A 16,944-nucleotide genomic window follows, 5' to 3' on the forward strand; every position below is an offset into this window, starting at 1 on the left:
TGTCATGACCTTCAACGAGGGCATGCAGATCGACACCAGCAACGCGTCGTCGTCCGGCGGTGGCGGGATGGGGATGGCCGTCGGGGGCGGCGGCCTCGGGCTGATCATCCTGCTCGGGGCGCTGTTCCTGGGCGTGGACCCCGGTCGCGTCATGAACCAGCAACAGACCAACACCGGCGGGTACTCGGCGCCCGGATTCGACCTGAGCCAGTGCAAGACGGGTGCGGACGCCAACAAGTACGTGCAGTGCCGCGTGGTCGCGACCGGCAACTCGGTGGACGCGGTGTGGCATCAGCTGATGCCGGGGTACACCCGTCCCCATGTGCGCCTGTTCAGCGACCAGGTGAGCACCGGCTGCGGACCGGCCACCACCGATGTCGGGCCGTTCTACTGCCCGGCCGACCAGACGGCGTACTTCGACACCAGCTTCTTTCAGGATGTGCTCGTCAAGCAGCTTCATTCCAGCAACGGGGCTTTCGCACAGGAATACGTCGTCGCCCACGAATACGGACATCACGTGCAACAGCTGCAGGGCGACCTCGGCCGCGCCCAGCAGGGAGCCAAGGGCGCCGGCGGCAACGGCGTGCGCACCGAGCTGCAGGCCGACTGCTACGCCGGCGTCTGGGCGCACTACGCCGCCACGGTCAACCAGAAGGACGGCACGCCGTTCCTGAATCCGTTGACCGACGACGACATTCGCGACGCGCTATCGGCCGCCGCCTCGGTCGGCGACGACCGCATCCAGAAACAGGCGACGGGGCATGTCAACCGCGAAAGCTGGACGCACGGCTCGGCCGAGCAGCGCCAGCATTGGTTCACCGTCGGCTATCAGACCGGTGATCCGAAGCAGTGCGACACCTTCTCCGCACCCGATTTGGGTTAGGCACCAAGCAGTTTGCGCAACTCGGCGCGGCCGTCCTCGTCGAGCGGGAGCAGCGGCGCGCGCGGGTCCCCGACCGGGAAGTCGAGCAGCTCCAGGCCCGCCTTGACGGTGGTGGCCAGTCCGCCCGCGACGATGAAGGTGAGCAGCGGCTTGAGGTCGTCGTAGAGCTTCTGGGCCGTGTCGAGGTCGGTCGCGCGGACCGCCTCGTAGAGGTCGATGCAGGGCTGCGGACGCAAACACGGTGCGGCCGTGCACCATCCGGATGCCCCCGCCTTCAGTGCGTCGAGCACCAGCGGGTTGCTGCCGTTGTAGAAGGGCAGCCGGCTGCCGGACAGTTCGGCGATGCGCTGCATGCGGGTCAGGTCGCCGGTGGACTCCTTGACCATGGTGACGTTGTCGATGGATTCGAACATGCGCACCAGCAATTCGGGAGGCATGTCGACGCCGCTGGTGGCCGGGTTGTTGTAGGCCATGATCGGGATCGAGATGGCGTCGCTGATGCTGCGGTAGTGCTGGAAGATCTCCCGCTCGGTGAGCTTCCAGTAGGACACCGGCAGGATCATCACCGCGTCGGCGCCGGCCTGCTGGGCGTAGGTGGCGCGGCGAATGGTCTTGGCGGTGGTCACATCCGACACGCCGACGACCACCGGCACCCGCCCCGCGACCGTCGCGATGGTGGTATCGACCACGGTGTCGACTTCGGGCTCGTCGAGGTAGGCCAGCTCACCGGTGCTGCCCAGCGGCGCGATCGCATGCACGCCCGCGGACACCAGCCGGTCGACCAGTGCCGCGAGACGTTTCGTGTCAACTTCATTTCGGCCGCTCGCGGCCAAAAACGGGGTCACCGGGTAGGCGATGATGCCGTGGATCTTGGGCTCAGACGTGTGCGCCACAGGCGGGCTCCTCGGATTGGGTTGGCGGATAACGGGTTAGCTGGTCAGCACGTCGGGATGCCGGGCCAGGGCCCGGCGGGCGTAGTAGGCGAAGTTGGCCCGGCTGCGCTGCGGCGACAGCGTCCAGTCGTGGGCCTCGCGGGCCAGTTCCTCGGGTAGCTCTTTGACGGTGCCGGCGGCCATCGCGGCCAGCTGCAGCTTGGCGGCGCGCTCGATGAGGATTCCCAACGAGCACGCCTCCTCGATGCTGGCGCCGGCGATGACGTGGCCGTGGTGGGCCAGCAGGACCGCCTTCTTGTCACCGAGGGCGGCGGAGATGATCTCGCCCTCCTCGTTGCCGACCGGCACGCCCGGCCATTTTTCCAGAAACGCGCAGTCGCCGTAGAGCGGTGTGGTGTCCATGTGGGACACGACCAGCGGAACTTCCAGCATCGACAGCGCCGCCACATGGAACGCGTGCGTGTGCACGATGCATTGCACATCGGGACGGGCGCGATAGATCCAGCTGTGAAAGCGATTGGCGGGGTTGGCGATTCCAGTCTGGGGTCCGTCCCCCTCAAGGACGTTGAGGTCCTCGTCGACCAGGAGCAGGTTGGCGTCGGTGATCTCGTCGAACCCCAGGCCGAGCCGTTGCGTGTAGTAGGTGCCGTCCTCCTCGGCGCGGGCGGTGATCTGCCCGGCCAGGCCGGAGTCGTGCCCGGCGTCAAACAGGGCGCGGCACGTCAGGGCGAGCTTTTGGCGGGTGGTCAGCGGCGAATCGGTGGCGTCTTGGGATTGAAAGGCCGCCAACTGCTCGGCGGCCCGGCGCATCAAGTCGGATTTCGAATCGGTGAACGTGCTGGCCATAGCGGGCTCCCTCGGCGCGAACGTGTGACACAATAGTATCACTATAGGAAACCTTGTGTCATGAGAGGGGTGGCCGGTGACGGCACTGCTGCGCGCGGTCCGCAAGCAACGCGGCCTCACCCTGGAGGCCCTCGCCCAGCAGACCGGGCTGACCAAGAGCTATCTGTCCAAGATCGAACGCCGGCGCAGCACGCCGTCGATCGCGGTCGCCCTCAAGGTCGCCAAGGCGCTGGACGTCGACGTCGGGCGGCTGTTCTCCGACGAGGCGGCGCACGAGAAAATCACCGTCGAACGCGCGGCCAACGCCGACGGCGAACGCTACCGGGTGCTGGCCTCGTCGCTGCTGGGAAAGTCGATGTCGCCGTTTGTGGTTCGCCCGACGGAGAAGCTGGCCGACGACCCCCATCCCGAGCACACCGGTCAGGAATTCATGTTCGTGCACGCCGGGACCGTCGAACTCGACTACGGCGATCAGACGTTCACGCTCAGGCCCGGCGACAGCGCCTATTTCGACGCTGCGATCAGCCACACGGTCCGGGCCGTCGGCGCCGAACCCGCCGAGGTCGTCGTCGTGGCTACCAGGGACGCGTCGAGCAGGTGACGCCGGTGGTGGCGCTCTGGGTCACCACGACCTGGCCGTCCACCGCGATCTGGCACTGAATCTGCGGCATGTTCGACGAGTCGCAGTCCGGCCAGTGGCATCCGCCGCTGGCGTTGACGAACGCCCACTGGTTGGGGTCCGCCAGGGTGGCGTTGTAGACGAGCGGCTGGTTGGCGGTGAACGCCGTCTGCACGGTGTTCAGGAACTGCGACGAGTTCGAGTTGAAGGCCGCCTGGCTGGGCGGGTCGCTGTTCATGTACCTGACGTTGCCGGTCAGGTTGCCGGTGGCGGTGATCGTGTAGGTCACCTGGTGGCCGGCGGGATCCGCGTGGGAGGTCGCGGGCGTCGCAATCATCGCGACGGCCGCGGCAAACGTCGCCGCCGCGATCCCCGTGGTCGCTATTCGCACGTTCGTCATATCTGAAACGCTACCGAATCCGTTACCGCCGTATCCCGGAAACGGCGGGCGTTCACCGTCAGGTTGGCCGGCTCCGGTATGAAGCAGGGGTGAGCAACGATTCGGAACCCGCCGGCATCAGCCGCCGCCGGTTACTCACATCGAGTGCGGCCTCCGCGGTTCTCGGCGGCGTCGGGGTGGGCGGCGCCGCGCTGCTGTGGTCGGAGGGCGCCGGGTCCCGTGGGCCCGCCGCGTGGCTGCAGCCCGACCGCCACGGCGCGCCACCGATCGGCGGCCTACACCTGCAATTCGGCAAGGACGCCGCCACCGAGGTGGTGGTGTCCTGGCACACCACCGACGCGGTCCGCAATCCGCGCGTCCTGCTCGGCACGCCGACATCGGGGTTCGGCCACACCGTGACCGCCGAGACCCGCACCTACCGGGACGCGAAATCCAACACCGAAGTTCGCGTCAACCACGCCCGGCTGACCGGCCTGACCCCTGACACCGACTACGTGTACGCCGCGATGCACGACGGCGCCGAACCGGAACAGGGCACCGTGCGAACGGCGCCGTCGGGCCGAAAGCCCCTGCGTTTCACCAGCTTCGGGGATCAGTCCACCCCGGCGCTGGCCAGGATGCCCGACGGCCGCTATGCCACCGACAACATCGGCTCGCCGGCGGCCGCCGACACCACCATGGCCATCGAGCGGCTCGGCCCGCTGTTCAACCTCGTCAACGGCGATCTGTGCTACGCGAACCTGGCCCAGAACCGGATCCGCACGTGGTCGAACTGGTTCGACAACAACACCCGCTCGGCGCGCCACCGGCCCTGGATGCCGGCGGCCGGCAACCACGAGAACGAATTGGGCAACGGGCCAATCGGTTACGGCGCCTACCAGACCTACTTCGCGGTGCCCGATTCCGGGTCCAGCCCCCAGACCCGCGGCCTGTGGTACTCGTTCACCGCCGGCTCGGTGCGGGTGATCAGCCTCGCCAACGACGACGTGGCCTACCAGGACGGCGGCAACTCCTACGTGCACGGCTACTCCGGAGGCGAGCAAAGGCGTTGGCTGGCCAGTGAACTCGCAGCGTCCCGGAACGATCCCAATATCGACTGGGTGGTTGTGTGCATGCACCAGACGGCGATCTCCACCGCGGACAAGACCAACGGGGCCGACTTGGGCATTCGGGAGGAATGGCTGCCGCTGTTCGACCAGCATCAGGTCGATCTGGTGGTGTGCGGCCACGAACACCACTACGAGCGCTCGCACCCCTTGCGGGGCGCGTTGGGGACCGACACCAGAACGCCGATCCCCGTCGACACCCGAAGCGATCTCATCGACTCGACACGGGGAACGGTGCACCTGGTCATCGGCGGCGGCGGAACCTCGGCGCCGAGCAACGCGATGTTCTTTCCCGAGCCCCGCTGCCGGGTGGTCACGGGCGTGGGGGCGTTTGACCCCGGGTTGCGGCGCAAGGCGCCGATCTACGTCCTCGAGGACGCGCCGTGGTCGGCGTTCCGCGACCGCGACAACCCTTACGGCTTTGTGGCTTTCGACGTCGACCCGGGCCGCCGCGGCGGCAATACCTCGATCAAGGCGACGCATTACGCGCTGCGGGGCCCGCTGGGCGACATGGTCGTGATCGACGAATTCACGCTGACCAAGCCGCGCCGCGACAACGGCTAGTTCAAAACAACGTCTGCTGCAGGGGTTGCGGTGCCGCGGCCGGCACCGCCTGGGAGAAGGGGCGATGATCGCCCGCAAGCCGGTACTTGGCGATCAGGGGGGCGGCGCGCTCGCGCAGCATGTCGCGATAGTCCTGCGGCAGGTAGGCGCCCCGTCGGTACAGCTCGCGATAGCGGCCGACCAGTTCGGGATGTGAGCGGGCCAGCCACGACATGAACCAGCCGCGGGTCGAGCTGCGCAGGTGCAGGCCGAAGACCGTCACACTGGCGGCGCCGGCCACCGCGATCTGGCCGAGCAGCGCGTCGAGCTGCTCGACGGAGTCGGTGAGATACGGCAGCACCGGCGCGACCATCACATGGCAGTCCAGCCCCGCGGCGCGGATCGCGCCGATCAGACCGAGCCGCGCCTGCGGGGTGGGCGTCCCGGGCTCGACGTCGCGGTGCAGCGCGGCATCCCCGACGGCCAGCGACACCGCGACCGATACCGGGACCTGCGCCGCGGCGTCCGCGAGCAGCGGCAGGTCGCGGCGCAGCAAGGTGCCCTTGGTCAGGATCGAGAGCGGGGTGCCCGATTCGGCCAGGGCGCCGATGATGCCGGGCATCAACGCGTAGCGACCCTCGGCCCGCTGGTAGGGATCGGTGTTGGTGCCCAGGGCGACGGTCTCGCGCCGCCAGGACGGCCGGCGCAGCTCGCGACGCAGCACCTCGGCCACGTTGGTCTTGACCACGACCTGGGTGTCAAAGTCGTTGCCGCAGTCCAACTCCAGATATTCGTGGGTGGGCCGGGCGAAGCAGTACCGGCACGCGTGCGAGCAGCCGCGGTAGCCGTTGACCGTGTAGCGAAACGGTAGGGCCGACGCGCTGGGCACCTTGTTCAGCGCGGACTTGCACAGCACCTCGTGAAAGGTGATCCCCTCGAACTGCGGCGACCGCACGCTGCGAACCAAGCCGATGCGTTGCAGCCCCGGCAGTGCCCCGTCGTCCATCGGTTCCCCGTTGACCGCGACGGCCTGGTTTGCCCACCGCATCCCAATATTCGAACATCAGTTCGATGTCGAGTCAAGTGCCGGTGCCGGAACGCCGAGCGCTAGTGGTCGCGGCGGCCTCCGTTAGCCGTTGTGCACCTTCGAAAGTCGGGCTTGTGCCCGGTAGCAAACCAGTTTATTTTCGGTTAACCGAGGCGAAGGCGGGGTGTTCAGGCATGCGTTTGATCCATGTCGTGGCGGCGGTGGGCATTCCCGTCGTCGCGCTGCTCGGGGCGTCCCCGGCTGGCGCAGAGACCGGCGCCGTTGGTTATGCACAATGCGTCGGAGGCGACACGAAGCCCCCGCCGCCGGGGGTGAGTGCAGACGTGTGGTTCCCCAGCGTCCATGTGATCGACCACGACATCATTTCGGGTGTGCCTGCCGCCGAAGTGGTTCAGAGGTTGGAGAACATGGGTGTCAAGCCCGAGGACGCCGTTCGGCGCGTGCAGTGTTATCTGGTCAACTCACCGCATTAGCCCTCTCCTGACGAAGGCCGACCCCGGGGCTAAGCTTCGGATCGTCGCCCGCTACGTCAGCCGCGAGGACCTATGACCGACCGCATTGAGACTTCCCGCACCATCGGCGCACCGGCTTCGGACATCTTCGCCGTGCTGTGCGACCCGCAGGGCCACGTGGCGATCGATTCGTCCGGGATGCTCCAGGACGCCGACGGCGATCCGGTGCGCGGCGTCGGCGACACCTTCGTGGTGCACATGGATCGCGAGTCGTTGAACGACTTTCCGCAACTGGGCAAGTACGACGTCACCGTCGACATCAAGCAGTTCGAGCAGGATCGCCTGATCGCGTGGACGGTGCTCGGCCAGATCCAGCCACCGATCGGCCACGTGTACGGCTATACGCTCGCACCGACCGAAGACGCCTCGGCCACCGTGGTCACCTCGTTCTACGACTGGTCGGATATTGACCCCAAGTGGCGGGAAGCCGGAATTTTCCCGATCCTGTCCGAGGGCGCGCTGCGGGCGACCCTGGGAATTCTCGACCGCACCGTCCGCCGCGGTTATCCGCGCGGGATTGTGCTGTAAGCCCAACGGCGAGAAGGTTTTTTCCCACATTCGTGGGGGTATCACGTCAGGACCCCTCACGAAAGGACCTCACATGTTGCATTCGGTGATTCTGGCGAGTTCGGACCCCGTCGCCGCCGGCTTCATTCTGCGTGGCATCAAAGGGATTTTCGTCGCGATCGGCAGCATCATCGCCGCAATAGTCTGCGGCGTCATCGCCATGATGAAGGGCCGCAATCCACTGGGATGGGGAATCCTTGGGCTGTTCTTCTCCATCCTCACGTTGATCGTGGTGATCATCATTCCCAGCAAGAAATGACCGGGCTGCGCCGTCCCACGCCCGCGCGCTAGAACGGCGGCGGCTCCCCATCCCCAACGGCGTGAGCCGATTCGGAATACCAAGCGTACGAAGGCTTTTCGGCCAACCGGGCGTCGCGGTTGTGTTTGCGTTCTGTGGCGACGCGGGTGGCGCGGTCTTGGGTGCGGGTGCGGCGGCGTTGGGGCATCATCGCGGTGCGCTGGGTGCAGTAGTTCGGGGGTGGGTCGGCTTCGGGGGCCGGGATGGCGCCGGTGCCCTGGCACAGGCTGGGAAACAGCAGTGCGCTGCCCGGGGTGGTGACATAGGTGCACCCGGCCGGGGAGGTCAAGATCAGCGTGCCATCGGCCAGTTGCTTTTCGCGCCAGCCCCAAAACGTTTTCACCAAATGATGCGTACGACACAGCGCCTTGAGGTTAGTGACAAGTCATGAATGTGCCCACTTACTTGGGCCTAGAAGGATTCGCGTTAAGGATCCGCAAACCGGGCACACGGCGAGTGCTGGTTGGATGCGCCACATCGTCACCTCATCGGGGTCCACCGCGCCACGCCAGGGCTGAGAACTCCGCACCGGGATCAGCACTGCCATCTGAGACCTCGATGTTTACCACCGCAGAACCCCCGGGATGGGAGTGAGCGTGCGCGCACCATGTTGCGCAAATTCAACGGAAGCCGTCACAGTGTGGCGGTGCCGGGGGCGGTTGCGCCGCGGCTATAAGATGGCCCAGTGCAAATGTTGTTGCAGTCTATTAATGAGTTGCAGCTGGTGGTTTTGGAGCGGTCGGTGATATCGATATGCACTGTTTGCCTACATCACCGGGCCGTGGCGGTGGCCGACCCACCAGGCCGCGCTTCGTTGTCCCGGTTGACGCAGCACTCACTCGTTGATGGGCTGATGTGCTCCGCGGCCGTGTCTTCCGCGATCGGCCATGGGGTGGGTTTGCGCCCAACCTGCGGCGCCGACGGCTGGCCAACGGAGCCAACGTTATGAGTAGTTTCCGTCCAGTCGGCGATCCCACCGAACTTGTAGGTGACACGTGCTGCGCGGAGTCCACGCAGGTCGCGCGGAATTCGGGGACGCGGGACGCGGGATGGCGCGGGGCCGCTCGCTGGGCGCGGCGGCTGGCCTGGGTCAGCTTGATCGCGATGCTTACCGAGGGCGCGGCGGGGCTGTGGCAGGGCCTAGCGGTCGGGTCCATCGCACTTACCGGTTGGGCGCTAAGCAGCGCGCCCGAAGGCTTGGCCAGCGCGATGGTGGTATGGCGGTTCACCGGCGCGCGGATGCTGTCCGAGAGCGCCGAACGACGCGCTCAACGCGGTGTTGCCGTGTCATTTTGGCTGACGGCCCCCTACATCGCCGCCGAGTCTATTCGGCACCTGGCTGGTGAGCACCATGCGGAGACTTCGATGATCGGTATCGTGTTGACGAGCGTCACCTTGCTGGCGATGCCGATCCTTGGCCGGGCCAAAAAACAACTTGGCGCACGGCTGGGCTCGGCGGCCACCGCCGGCGAAGGTACCCAAAATTACCTTTGCGCGGCCCAAGCCGCCGCAGTGTTGATCGGCCTGGCGGTAACTGCCCACTGGCCGAGCAGCTGGTGGTTCGACCCGGCGGTCGGGCTTGCCATCGCCACCGTCGCCGTCTGGCAAGGCGTCCGAGCCTGGCGCGGCGAGGACTGCGGCTGTTGAATCAAAAGCGACACGCCAGCTGGCGCCGTCAGTCGAGGCGGTATCAGGACAAGCGGGCGTAGGTGACCGCCGCTACCCGATCGGGGTTGCGCCGTATCGCCATCATCACGCCACCCGCCTTTGGGGCCACTACATACTCGCGTTAACCACAGGTCCGCTATGTGGGCGCACGCCTGGGTCAAACAACTACGGCGACTGGCGATTGTAGTGATGCCAGCAGTGCGGCCAACCCGAGATTCCGTAGTTTTCTCAGGCAGCAGTGTTAGCGGGGCGACGTCTCTTAATGCAGTCTTGGTAGCGTTGTGCCACCACCGATCACCGGACAGGGAAAAACATGTCGCACATGCAAACCCGCGAGACGCGCTTGCGGGTGCTGGTGCTGGGCTACAGTGGGATTCTGGCCGGAATCGCCGGATTCATCAATTCGGTTGCACTGCTGGTTTTGGCGTTTCCCGTTGGCAACCTGACCGCACTGAGCACCCAGCTCGGCATGGATTCGGCCAACCCATTGCTATACGAGAGCTGCATGATCGCGCTGATCGTGGGGGGTTTTTTGGCTGGAGCCGCTGGGGCCGGAGCGGTACTGGCTACAGTGCAGACCCACACCAGTGCGCGTCACGCCGCGGTCCTGCTCGCCGAGGCCGCACTGCTGCTAGCCGCCGCCGGCATCGAGATTCCCGGGTTCAAGGCCCTGCTAGCCGCGGCCGCGTGCGGGCTGCAAAACGCGATGACCTCAGACTTTCCCGGGATGACAATCCGCACCACGCACTTCACCGGCACCATCACCGACCTCGGTTTAATATTGGGCCGCAGCCGCCACCATGGAGTGGATAGATGGAAAGCCACTGTGCTCGCGACAACCGTGGTGCTGTTTATCGGCGGCGGTGCGACGGGAGCGCTCATCGGCGGCCGGTTGGGCCACAACGCGCTGCTCCTTCCGGCCGCCGCCTGCCTGGCCATCGCGATGGCCATCCTGTGGTATAGCCGCCGGCGCAGCAGCCGGATGGCCAGCGCGATATCGGCCCTCGAGCCCGCGCATGCCCCACTTGTTGACCGAGCACCAGCAGGCTAGCCACACCCAAATCGCCCGCATTCGTACATGCGCATGCATTTATGTCTGTTAGCCTAGGCGGGTGAGGCATTTGCCGTTGCCTCTTTAGAGAGGTTCAAGTGACAGGCGAACGTGAATCAAAGCAGACCAACGAATCGACGCTGCTGTGTCCGCGGTGCGTGTCGCAGATGTTGCCGGTGCAGCGCTTCGGGGTGACCATCGATCAGTGCACCGGTTGCGGCGGCGTTTTTCTTGACCGCGGCGAACTCGAGCAGCTCTCCGAAGCCGAGGCTAAGTTCTACGCAGCCGCACAACAACCCCCACAGCCACCGCCGGCAGGGTACCCGCCTCAGCAGTACGCGGCCCAGCCGGGGTACGTCGAAAATACGCGCCCGCGAGGGTTTTTGGGTGGCTTGTTCGGGGAGGGCTATTACGGTGGTCGCCACGGAGGATACCGTGGCGGGCACCACTGACATTGATTGTTTCCAGGCGGTCCGGATTGGTCGTGGTTTGGTAACGGTAAGTGTCGCGCCGCTCTGACTGATGCGCTGCCGGGTTGTCTTTTATCGACCAATTCAGCCGCCACTGCAGCGTCAGGTCCCTGGGATCTAGAGCGGCGCGATGCTGGCATTGTTGGTCGCCGTGGTGATCGTCGGGCTGGTCGCCAACTTCTTGTGTTAATGCACCGACGCCGCGTCGATTATTTCGGCGCTTATCGCGATCCGCGTGGCGCTGCGCCCGGGCGCAAGACCGCGACCGAAGGCTCCTGATCTTCGACCTAACTCCACCGCGGCTGAACCGAATGCTTTGGACATGGTCAGTCTTCCGGCAAGCTTACGCTCGGCGTGTCCGAGCAAGATAAACTCGACTGGCTGTGTCAAGGTAACCGACCGTTGATTCTGACAGACCGATTGTGGAGCTATGGCTTCAATACGGTGAGGCCAGGTCACGCGTCCGCGGCTAGGGATTGGTGTTCCTCCTTGTTATCCGAGGGTCGCCGAGGGCGGTACCACCGTCAGTCGGGGCAAGAAGCGGAGATCGGCTTCCCCGACGTTGCCTATGCCACGCCCGGCCATCGTTGCCATCGGCGCGCCGAGCATGCTTGCGGGAGCGCCCGCCGTGGCTCCTGGGGCAGAGGCCAGGCTGGTGCTATGCAGCGCCGCCGCGGCAGGACCCATTGCCGGGGCCGCAGATGCCCAGGTCTGCGGAACCGACAGCGCCCCGACCGTGGCCGCCCGGCCCACCCCCGCCGACACCGCCGCTCCACCGAGCCCTGCTGAGCCGGACGCTCCCAGCGCGCCGGAAGCGAGCGCGCCCGCCAGCCCCGATCCCGAAGCGGCGGTGCTGGCGGCGCTGACGGCCGGCATCAGAGACTTCAACTGGTTGGCGTTGGAGAGCAGCGCACTCGATATCCACGCGAACGAGCTTGTCATCGACAACGCCGGATTCACCGAACTCAGCGACGAACTCAGCGACGACACAGATCCCGTCGACGAAGCGGACGTGGACGACAGCGGGGAGGCGAGCTGCTGCAGGGCCGTGGGCACCGTGGAGGTCACCTGTGACAGGACCGCCTGGGTGTCGGTGCTGGCCGAGCTGCTGACAGCTTGGCCGACCGCGGTCCCCTGTCCGGCCAGGCCGGCCGGGTTGGTGGTGGGTTGCGGCGTGGTGAACGGGGTCAGGAGCGACGCACTGGCTGAGGCGGCCGCGTAGCCATACATCGCGGCGACGTCCTGGGCCCACATCCCCGCGTACTGCGCCTCGGTCGCCGCGATCGCCGGCGCATTCTGCCCGAGGACGTTGGTCGCGATCAGCGACAGCAGCAAGCTGCGGTTGGCCGCGATCACCGGCGGCGGCACCGTCATCGCAAACGCCGCCTCATAGGCGGCCGCGGCTGCCATGGCCTGCGAAGCGGTCTGCTGGGCCGTGGCGGCAGTGGTGTCCATCCACGTCACGTAGGGGGCGCTCGCGGTGGTCATCGCCGCTGACGCCGGACCCAGCCACGGCCCGCTGGTCAGCCCTGAGACCACCGAGGAATACGAGGCGGCCGCCGAATACAGCTGCTCGGCGAGTCCCGTCCAGGCCGCCGCGGCGGCCAGCATCGAGGTCGGGCCCGGACCGGCATAGATCCTTGCCGAGTTGATTTCGGGTGGCAAAGCTGCGAAATCCATCATTTCACCTCGGAGTGCTTAGCCGGTCGCGACCGCGTTGGCGGCTTCGGTACCCGCATACGAATCAGCGCTGGCGCCAAGGGTGTTCGCGAACATTCGTTGATCACCGCAGCTTGGGCGCTGACGGCCTGGTACATCTGCGCCTGCGCGGCAAACTGCAACGCCGTCAATGCCGACACCTCGTCGGCGGCGGGAACCACCCCGGTCGTCGGGGCGGCCGGGGCGGCGTTTTCGGCGCTCATCGCCGAGCCGATGCCCTGCAGGTTGTCTGTTGCCGCCGTCAGAGCCGCTGGCTGAGTAGTCACAAACATCATGGCCTGCTCCTGGCTAAACCTTTCCTGATGGAAAAGGACCGAACTCCCGCATCAGATAACGCGGGTCCCGCGCGGTCGGCGGGGTCGAGGTGGTGCAGGGTGAGTGCGGCGATGAGGCCGATGAGAACCAGGCCGCCCCACACCAGTGCGCCGGCGCTCAGCCCTTGTGCCGCACCGAATATCGACCCGGTGGCCAAGTTGCCGACGAGGATCCCCAGTCCGACGATGGTGTTGTAGAACCCGTAATGGGTGGCCACGAGGCGGCCTCCGGCCAGCGAGACGACGGTGTCCATCTCGAACGGGAAGACCGCGGCCGAACCGACGGCCAGCAGCGCCGCCGACACCAGCAGGGCCCCCACCGCCGCCGGTGTACCGAACCGATGGCCGTCGGGGACGACCGTCAGCGGCACAAACGAGGCCGCCAGGATGGCCACACCGATGGCCAGGCTACGTCCAGATCCCCAGCGTTTGGTGAACCAACGGGTGATGCGCAGCTGTCCGATCACCGCAACCAGGCCAGAGACAACGAAAAGTGCTGCAACCAAAGCCTTTCCAGACCGCGGCATCAGCATCGACGCCTGCAGCGGCAGCGCCAGGTACACCTGGAAGGTCAACACGTAGGAGCCGATCATCGACGCCGCGAAGAGCAGGAACGGCCGGTTACCGGCAACAACCCGCCAGTCCTGAAGAAACGAAGTCTGCCGTGGCGCCGAATCGACACCGCGCTGCGGCAACGCCAACAGCTGCGCCACCGTCAACACTGCGAAAACGGCCGCCGCTGCCGCCGCCGTGACCTGAAAGTCAACGGCCACCAGGACCAGTCCGACCAGCGGACCCAACAGGATTCCGGCCTGATAGAAGAGGTTGAACATGGCGAAGGCCTCCACCCGGCGATCCCCGGCGTCACCGGCCAGATACGCCCGCACCGCCGGGTTGAACAAGGCCCCGGCGAAACCGGTCGCCGCCGCGGCGATCAGCACAGCCGGCAACGACTGAGCCACCACCAGCAGCGCGAAACCGCCTGTGCGCAACAGACATCCAGCCACGATCAACGGCTTGTAGCCCAGCCGGTCGGCCAGCGTGCCGCCCACGATGAACATCCCCTGCTGCGAGAAATTCCGCACCCCCAGCACCAATCCCACCGCCCAGGCCGCCAGCCCGAGCGGGCCAGCCAGGTACCCCGCCAGATACGGCATCAGCATGTAAAAACCCATGTTGATGCCGAACTGGTTGATCATCAGTACCCGGCTGGGCCCGTCGAATCCGCGAAACCGCGCGATAAAGCCCTTCATCGCAACACCAAGGCCGGGTTGGTGATGGTGGTGGTGCGGGTCCAGGAGGTGATGACGTGTTGGTTGGGGTCGGTGAGGGTGGTGGGTTGGGGGGTGGGTTGCCAGTCCAGCAGCTGGTGTTGGTGGCAGTAGTCGTCGTTGTAGATGGTGTCGAAGTAGCGTTGGGGTCCGTCGGGGAAGACCGCGGCGATGCGGGTGTCTTTGGGGTAGGTGCGCGCGGCCCAGCCGGCGACCAGGGCGACGGCGCCTACGCTCCAGCCGCCGCTGGCGAACTGGCTGGCCGCTAAAGTGCGTGCGGCCCAGACGGCTTCGTGTGGGGCGATCCAGTGGACTTCGTTGAAGGCGTGGTAGTCGATGTTGGCGGGGTGGATGCTGGAGCCCAGGCCGCGCATGAGCCGGGTGGTGGCGGGTTGGCCGAAAATGGTGGAGCCGATGGTGTCGACCCCGATCAGTTTCATGTCGGGGTTGAATTGGCGCAGCACCCGCGCCACCCCGGCCGAATGTCCGCCGGTGCCTACCGAGCACACCAGCACGTCGACGTGGCCGAGCTGATTTATGAGCTCTAATCCCAGTGATTGGTAGCCGGTGATGTTGTCGGGGTTGCTGTATTGGTCGGGGCACCAGGAGCCGGGGTGGTCGGCCAGAACTTGGGCGACGCGGTCTTTGCGGGCTTGTTGCCAGCCGCCGATGGGGTGGGGTTCGGTGACCAGGTCGACCTGGGCGCCGTAGGCGGCCAGCATGTGGCGCACGATGGGTTCCATGCCGGTGTCGGTGACTACGGTGACCGGGTGCCCGTAGGCTTGGCCGGCCAGCGCTAGGCCTAATCCGAGGCTGCCGCTGGTGGATTCCACGATGCGGGCCCCGGGTGTGAGTTCGCCGCGGGCCCGGGCGGCTTCGACCATGTGCAGGGCCGGGCGGTCTTTCATGCTGCCGCCGGGATTGAACCCCTCCAGCTTGGCCCAAAACCCGCGACCGGGCGGGCTCAGCGGCGCCGAGACCCGCAGCACCGGAGTGTTGCCCACCAGGGCGGCGGGCCGCCGGGAAGTGGCCGGGGCAAGTTGGCCGCACTCACGCGGCTCGAGAATCTTCGGCGTTGCCAGGGAGTGAAGACACGTGTCGCTAAAGGAACGAACTTCGGTCATCAGATTTGTCGCTTTCCTGCGAAGCCGCGAACCAGAACGCGGCACTTGACATGGGTCAGCGGTCACCGGCCGCTCGCCACAAAGGGCAGAAACGACCTGACGCTGACCAGTCAGCGACGAGACAAGCAGAACCGGATCAAAACCTCTTGACCGATAACAGAAAAAACCGGGGCGCGCGGTGGGCCGCGCCCGGCGGGCACCCCAAACCGGGCCAACCCACCGGTCACCGCAACGGCCGCCACCACGCCCAGCGCGATCAACGCAGCCACCACAGCGCCCGAGCGCGGCAACACCGCCGCGGTGAACCGCTCAGGATGGTCGCCCGCCAAGCCCTTGCCCACATGCAGATGATCGACGCTGAGAGTGGGCTGACCACCACCACTTGCGGAGGCCAGCATCGCGGGTGCTAGGTGCACCACCGAAGACTGCGAATGCGTGTTTACACTGTGGGCGCCAATCAAAACCCCCCACATCGCCAACCACACCGCAGCCCCCACCGCCACCACAGACCGGATCCGTGGCGCCCCGCTAGCGCTGGCCAACCGCACAACAACCCAATCTCTAACCGCGAATATGCGATAACGACGAGGAGGCCATGCCGCCTGTGTCCGACTCGGGATCATGGGCCTGCTGGTTAGCGGAGCGGTGCGTGGGACCGTGCGGGTCTGCGCAATGCGCGCATGCGCCCGCGAAACCGTGTTCGTCGGGGCGGCCTGACTTTTGGTGCTCAAGCTGCAGGGTGATGTGTGAAATCCCGTGCGAGTGCGCGAGCAACTCCGCTAACTCGGCCCGGGTTTCATGGCAATCGCGGTCCTCATCCACGATGACGTGCGCTGAAAGCGCTGTTTGCCCTAACGTTATTTCCCAAACATGCAGGTCGTGAACTTCGACCACCGCGTCGCATGTCGCCATCGCCTGGCCAATCTTTTCGGGCTCGACCCCGCGAGGCGCGGCCTCCAGGAGGACCAGACTTGCGGCACGCACCAATCCCGTTCCAGCCTTTGCCATCAACACCACCACGACCAGCGTGGCGATGGCATCGGCGCGCGCAAACCCGGTGAACACCATCACCAAGCCGGCGACTGCGGTTGCGATGAAAGCGAACAGGTCGTTGAGGATGTGCTGGAAAGCGCCCTCGACGTTGAGGCTGGAGCGATTAGCGCGGCTGATCATCCACGTCGCGGCCACGTTCACCACGACCCCGACCAGTGCCGTTATCAGCACCAGCCTGCCGGTGACCGGCGGCGGGTCGATTAGCCGACGGGCCGCCTCGTAGGCCAGCCAGCCCGCCAATACTAGTAAAGTCAGGCCGTTGCCCAGCGCAGACAAGATTTCCGCCCGTCGCCAGCCGTAGGTCATTCGGCCCGCCGCCGGTCGTGCTGCCAGCCCGATAGCCCATAGCGCCAAAGCGATTGAGGCCGCGTCGGTAAGCATGTGCGCCGCGTCCGAGATCAGTGCGAGGGATCGTGCAACGATTCCTACCGTTACTTCGCCGACCATGAATGCTGTGATCACCGCCAGGGCGCCGGCTAGCCACCGCCGGTCAGCATCGGTTGTGTGCCCATGCCCGTGGGCGTGGCTGTGCCCGCTCATGGTCGCATCCTCGGCGGGC

General features: G+C 66.2%; 18 protein-coding genes and 2 pseudogenes. 9 read left to right on the forward strand and 11 right to left on the reverse strand.

Annotation, left to right across the window (positions count from 1 at the left end; translation table 11 throughout):
* Positions 1-4 precede the first annotated feature (4 nt).
* Positions 5-883 carry a KPN_02809 family neutral zinc metallopeptidase gene (ypfJ, locus tag G6N26_RS07880; RefSeq protein ID WP_067168295.1) on the forward strand — a complete coding sequence of 293 codons (879 nt, stop codon included), beginning with the start codon at positions 5-7 and terminating at the stop codon, positions 881-883.
* On the opposite strand, the gene G6N26_RS07885 is transcribed toward ypfJ, so the two are convergent.
* Both G6N26_RS07885 and G6N26_RS07890 read right to left on the reverse strand, forming a co-directional pair.
* Positions 880-1,776: a dihydrodipicolinate synthase family protein gene (locus tag G6N26_RS07885; RefSeq protein ID WP_083020468.1), complete on the reverse strand. Its 897-nt coding sequence runs from the start codon at positions 1,774-1,776 to the stop codon at positions 880-882. The genes ypfJ and G6N26_RS07885 overlap by 4 nt on opposite strands.
* Before the next feature lie 36 nt (positions 1,777-1,812).
* On the reverse strand, positions 1,813-2,622 hold the full coding sequence (locus G6N26_RS07890) for an aldolase (RefSeq protein ID WP_083020467.1): 810 nt from the start codon (positions 2,620-2,622) through the stop codon (positions 1,813-1,815).
* Between the two features lie 76 nt (positions 2,623-2,698).
* On the opposite strand from G6N26_RS07890, the gene G6N26_RS07895 reads away from it, so the two are divergent.
* Complete coding sequence (locus G6N26_RS07895; RefSeq protein WP_083020466.1) at positions 2,699-3,223, forward strand: helix-turn-helix domain-containing protein; 525 nt, start codon at positions 2,699-2,701, stop codon at positions 3,221-3,223.
* On the opposite strand, the gene G6N26_RS07900 is transcribed toward G6N26_RS07895, so the two are convergent.
* Positions 3,198-3,641 (reverse strand): hypothetical protein, encoded by a 444-nt coding sequence (locus tag G6N26_RS07900; protein WP_083020465.1) that lies wholly within the window; start codon positions 3,639-3,641, stop codon positions 3,198-3,200. The two genes, G6N26_RS07895 and G6N26_RS07900, sit on opposite strands and share 26 nt — an antisense overlap.
* 89 nt (positions 3,642-3,730) lie before the next feature.
* On the opposite strand from G6N26_RS07900, the gene G6N26_RS07905 reads away from it, so the two are divergent.
* Positions 3,731-5,311 (forward strand): purple acid phosphatase family protein, encoded by a 1,581-nt coding sequence (locus G6N26_RS07905; protein ID WP_083020464.1) that lies wholly within the window; start codon positions 3,731-3,733, stop codon positions 5,309-5,311.
* 1 nt (position 5,312) lies between these two features.
* On the opposite strand, the gene G6N26_RS07910 is transcribed toward G6N26_RS07905, so the two are convergent.
* Positions 5,313-6,338: an Rv2578c family radical SAM protein gene (locus G6N26_RS07910; protein ID WP_083020463.1), complete on the reverse strand. Its 1,026-nt coding sequence runs from the start codon at positions 6,336-6,338 to the stop codon at positions 5,313-5,315.
* A 173-nt stretch (positions 6,339-6,511) separates the two neighbouring features.
* On the opposite strand from G6N26_RS07910, the gene G6N26_RS07915 reads away from it, so the two are divergent.
* The 3 genes from G6N26_RS07915 to G6N26_RS07925 all read left to right on the forward strand — a co-directional run bounded on the left by G6N26_RS07915 (position 6,512) and on the right by G6N26_RS07925 (position 7,676).
* Entirely contained in the window at positions 6,512-6,811 is a 300-nt protein-coding gene (locus G6N26_RS07915) for a glycosyltransferase family protein (RefSeq protein ID WP_067171293.1), read from the forward strand.
* A gap of 72 nt (positions 6,812-6,883) precedes the next feature.
* Complete coding sequence (locus tag G6N26_RS07920; protein WP_083020462.1) at positions 6,884-7,378, forward strand: SRPBCC family protein; 495 nt, start codon at positions 6,884-6,886, stop codon at positions 7,376-7,378.
* Between the two features lie 73 nt (positions 7,379-7,451).
* Positions 7,452-7,676, forward strand: a complete 225-nt coding sequence (locus G6N26_RS07925; RefSeq protein WP_067171287.1) for a deoxyribodipyrimidine photolyase — start codon at positions 7,452-7,454, stop codon at positions 7,674-7,676.
* 28 nt (positions 7,677-7,704) lie between these two features.
* Here G6N26_RS07925 and G6N26_RS07930 read toward each other — a convergent pair.
* A pseudogene (locus G6N26_RS07930) lies at positions 7,705-8,094 on the reverse strand (hypothetical protein); the annotation flags it as partial.
* A 566-nt stretch (positions 8,095-8,660) separates the two neighbouring features.
* Between G6N26_RS07930 and G6N26_RS07935 the strand changes: the two are divergent.
* The 3 genes from G6N26_RS07935 (at position 8,661) to G6N26_RS07945 (ending at position 10,886) form a co-directional block, all read left to right on the forward strand.
* The gene (locus G6N26_RS07935; RefSeq protein WP_014712351.1) at positions 8,661-9,362 is read left to right on the forward strand and encodes a cation efflux transmembrane domain-containing protein; all 702 of its coding nucleotides are present in this window, start codon (positions 8,661-8,663) and stop codon (positions 9,360-9,362) included.
* A gap of 334 nt (positions 9,363-9,696) precedes the next feature.
* Positions 9,697-10,434, forward strand: coding sequence for a DUF1275 family protein (locus tag G6N26_RS07940; RefSeq protein WP_014712352.1), 738 nt, complete (start codon positions 9,697-9,699; stop codon positions 10,432-10,434).
* A 167-nt stretch (positions 10,435-10,601) separates the two neighbouring features.
* Complete coding sequence (locus tag G6N26_RS07945) at positions 10,602-10,886, forward strand: TFIIB-type zinc ribbon-containing protein (protein WP_041298054.1); 285 nt, start codon at positions 10,602-10,604, stop codon at positions 10,884-10,886.
* 510 nt (positions 10,887-11,396) lie between these two features.
* On the opposite strand, the gene G6N26_RS07950 is transcribed toward G6N26_RS07945, so the two are convergent.
* The 6 genes and pseudogenes from G6N26_RS07950 to G6N26_RS07975 all read right to left on the reverse strand — a co-directional run bounded on the left by G6N26_RS07950 (position 11,397) and on the right by G6N26_RS07975 (position 16,925).
* The gene (locus G6N26_RS07950; RefSeq protein WP_041298056.1) at positions 11,397-12,587 is read right to left on the reverse strand and encodes a PPE family protein; all 1,191 of its coding nucleotides are present in this window, start codon (positions 12,585-12,587) and stop codon (positions 11,397-11,399) included.
* Between the two features lie 15 nt (positions 12,588-12,602).
* Positions 12,603-12,898 (reverse strand): annotated as a pseudogene (locus G6N26_RS07955) (PE family protein).
* Positions 12,895-14,190 (reverse strand): MFS transporter, encoded by a 1,296-nt coding sequence (locus tag G6N26_RS07960; protein WP_014712356.1) that lies wholly within the window; start codon positions 14,188-14,190, stop codon positions 12,895-12,897. Before G6N26_RS07960 ends, G6N26_RS07955 begins: the two are co-directional and overlap by 4 nt.
* Positions 14,187-15,332 carry a PLP-dependent cysteine synthase family protein gene (locus G6N26_RS07965; protein WP_170296246.1) on the reverse strand — a complete coding sequence of 382 codons (1,146 nt, stop codon included), beginning with the start codon at positions 15,330-15,332 and terminating at the stop codon, positions 14,187-14,189. The genes G6N26_RS07960 and G6N26_RS07965 overlap by 4 nt, the downstream gene beginning before the upstream one ends.
* 110 nt (positions 15,333-15,442) lie before the next feature.
* Positions 15,443-15,955, reverse strand: a complete 513-nt coding sequence (lpqS, locus tag G6N26_RS26650; RefSeq protein ID WP_462931612.1) for a putative copper homeostasis (lipo)protein LpqS — start codon at positions 15,953-15,955, stop codon at positions 15,443-15,445.
* Complete coding sequence (locus G6N26_RS07975) at positions 15,894-16,925, reverse strand: cation diffusion facilitator family transporter (protein ID WP_014712359.1); 1,032 nt, start codon at positions 16,923-16,925, stop codon at positions 15,894-15,896. Before G6N26_RS07975 ends, lpqS begins: the two co-directional genes overlap by 62 nt.
* Between the last annotated feature and the right edge of the window lie 19 nt (positions 16,926-16,944).

The organism is Mycobacterium marseillense, assembly GCF_010731675.1.
GTDB lineage: Bacteria > Actinomycetota > Actinomycetes > Mycobacteriales > Mycobacteriaceae > Mycobacterium > Mycobacterium marseillense.

What these genes read in the sequence shown, in the direction of transcription:
- ypfJ (WP_067168295.1), top strand. Translation starts at nt 5, where the DNA reads ATGACCTTCAACGAGGGCATGCAGATCGACACCAGCAACGCGTCGTCG.
- G6N26_RS07890 (WP_083020467.1), bottom strand. Translation starts at nt 2,622, where the DNA reads ATGGCCAGCACGTTCACCGATTCGAAATCCGACTTGATGCGCCGGGCC.
- G6N26_RS07900 (WP_083020465.1), bottom strand. Translation starts at nt 3,641, where the DNA reads ATGACGAACGTGCGAATAGCGACCACGGGGATCGCGGCGGCGACGTTT.
- G6N26_RS07910 (WP_083020463.1), bottom strand. Translation starts at nt 6,338, where the DNA reads ATGCGGTGGGCAAACCAGGCCGTCGCGGTCAACGGGGAACCGATGGAC.
- G6N26_RS07915 (WP_067171293.1), top strand. Translation starts at nt 6,512, where the DNA reads ATGCGTTTGATCCATGTCGTGGCGGCGGTGGGCATTCCCGTCGTCGCG.
- G6N26_RS07920 (WP_083020462.1), top strand. Translation starts at nt 6,884, where the DNA reads ATGACCGACCGCATTGAGACTTCCCGCACCATCGGCGCACCGGCTTCG.
- G6N26_RS07925 (WP_067171287.1), top strand. Translation starts at nt 7,452, where the DNA reads ATGTTGCATTCGGTGATTCTGGCGAGTTCGGACCCCGTCGCCGCCGGC.
- G6N26_RS07935 (WP_014712351.1), top strand. Translation starts at nt 8,661, where the DNA reads ATGAGTAGTTTCCGTCCAGTCGGCGATCCCACCGAACTTGTAGGTGAC.
- G6N26_RS07940 (WP_014712352.1), top strand. Translation starts at nt 9,697, where the DNA reads ATGTCGCACATGCAAACCCGCGAGACGCGCTTGCGGGTGCTGGTGCTG.
- G6N26_RS07945 (WP_041298054.1), top strand. Translation starts at nt 10,602, where the DNA reads ATGTTGCCGGTGCAGCGCTTCGGGGTGACCATCGATCAGTGCACCGGT.
- G6N26_RS07950 (WP_041298056.1), bottom strand. Translation starts at nt 12,587, where the DNA reads ATGATGGATTTCGCAGCTTTGCCACCCGAAATCAACTCGGCAAGGATC.
- G6N26_RS07960 (WP_014712356.1), bottom strand. Translation starts at nt 14,190, where the DNA reads ATGAAGGGCTTTATCGCGCGGTTTCGCGGATTCGACGGGCCCAGCCGG.
- G6N26_RS07965 (WP_170296246.1), bottom strand. Translation starts at nt 15,332, where the DNA reads ATGACCGAAGTTCGTTCCTTTAGCGACACGTGTCTTCACTCCCTGGCA.
- lpqS (WP_462931612.1), bottom strand. Translation starts at nt 15,955, where the DNA reads ATGATCCCGAGTCGGACACAGGCGGCATGGCCTCCTCGTCGTTATCGC.
- G6N26_RS07975 (WP_014712359.1), bottom strand. Translation starts at nt 16,925, where the DNA reads ATGAGCGGGCACAGCCACGCCCACGGGCATGGGCACACAACCGATGCT.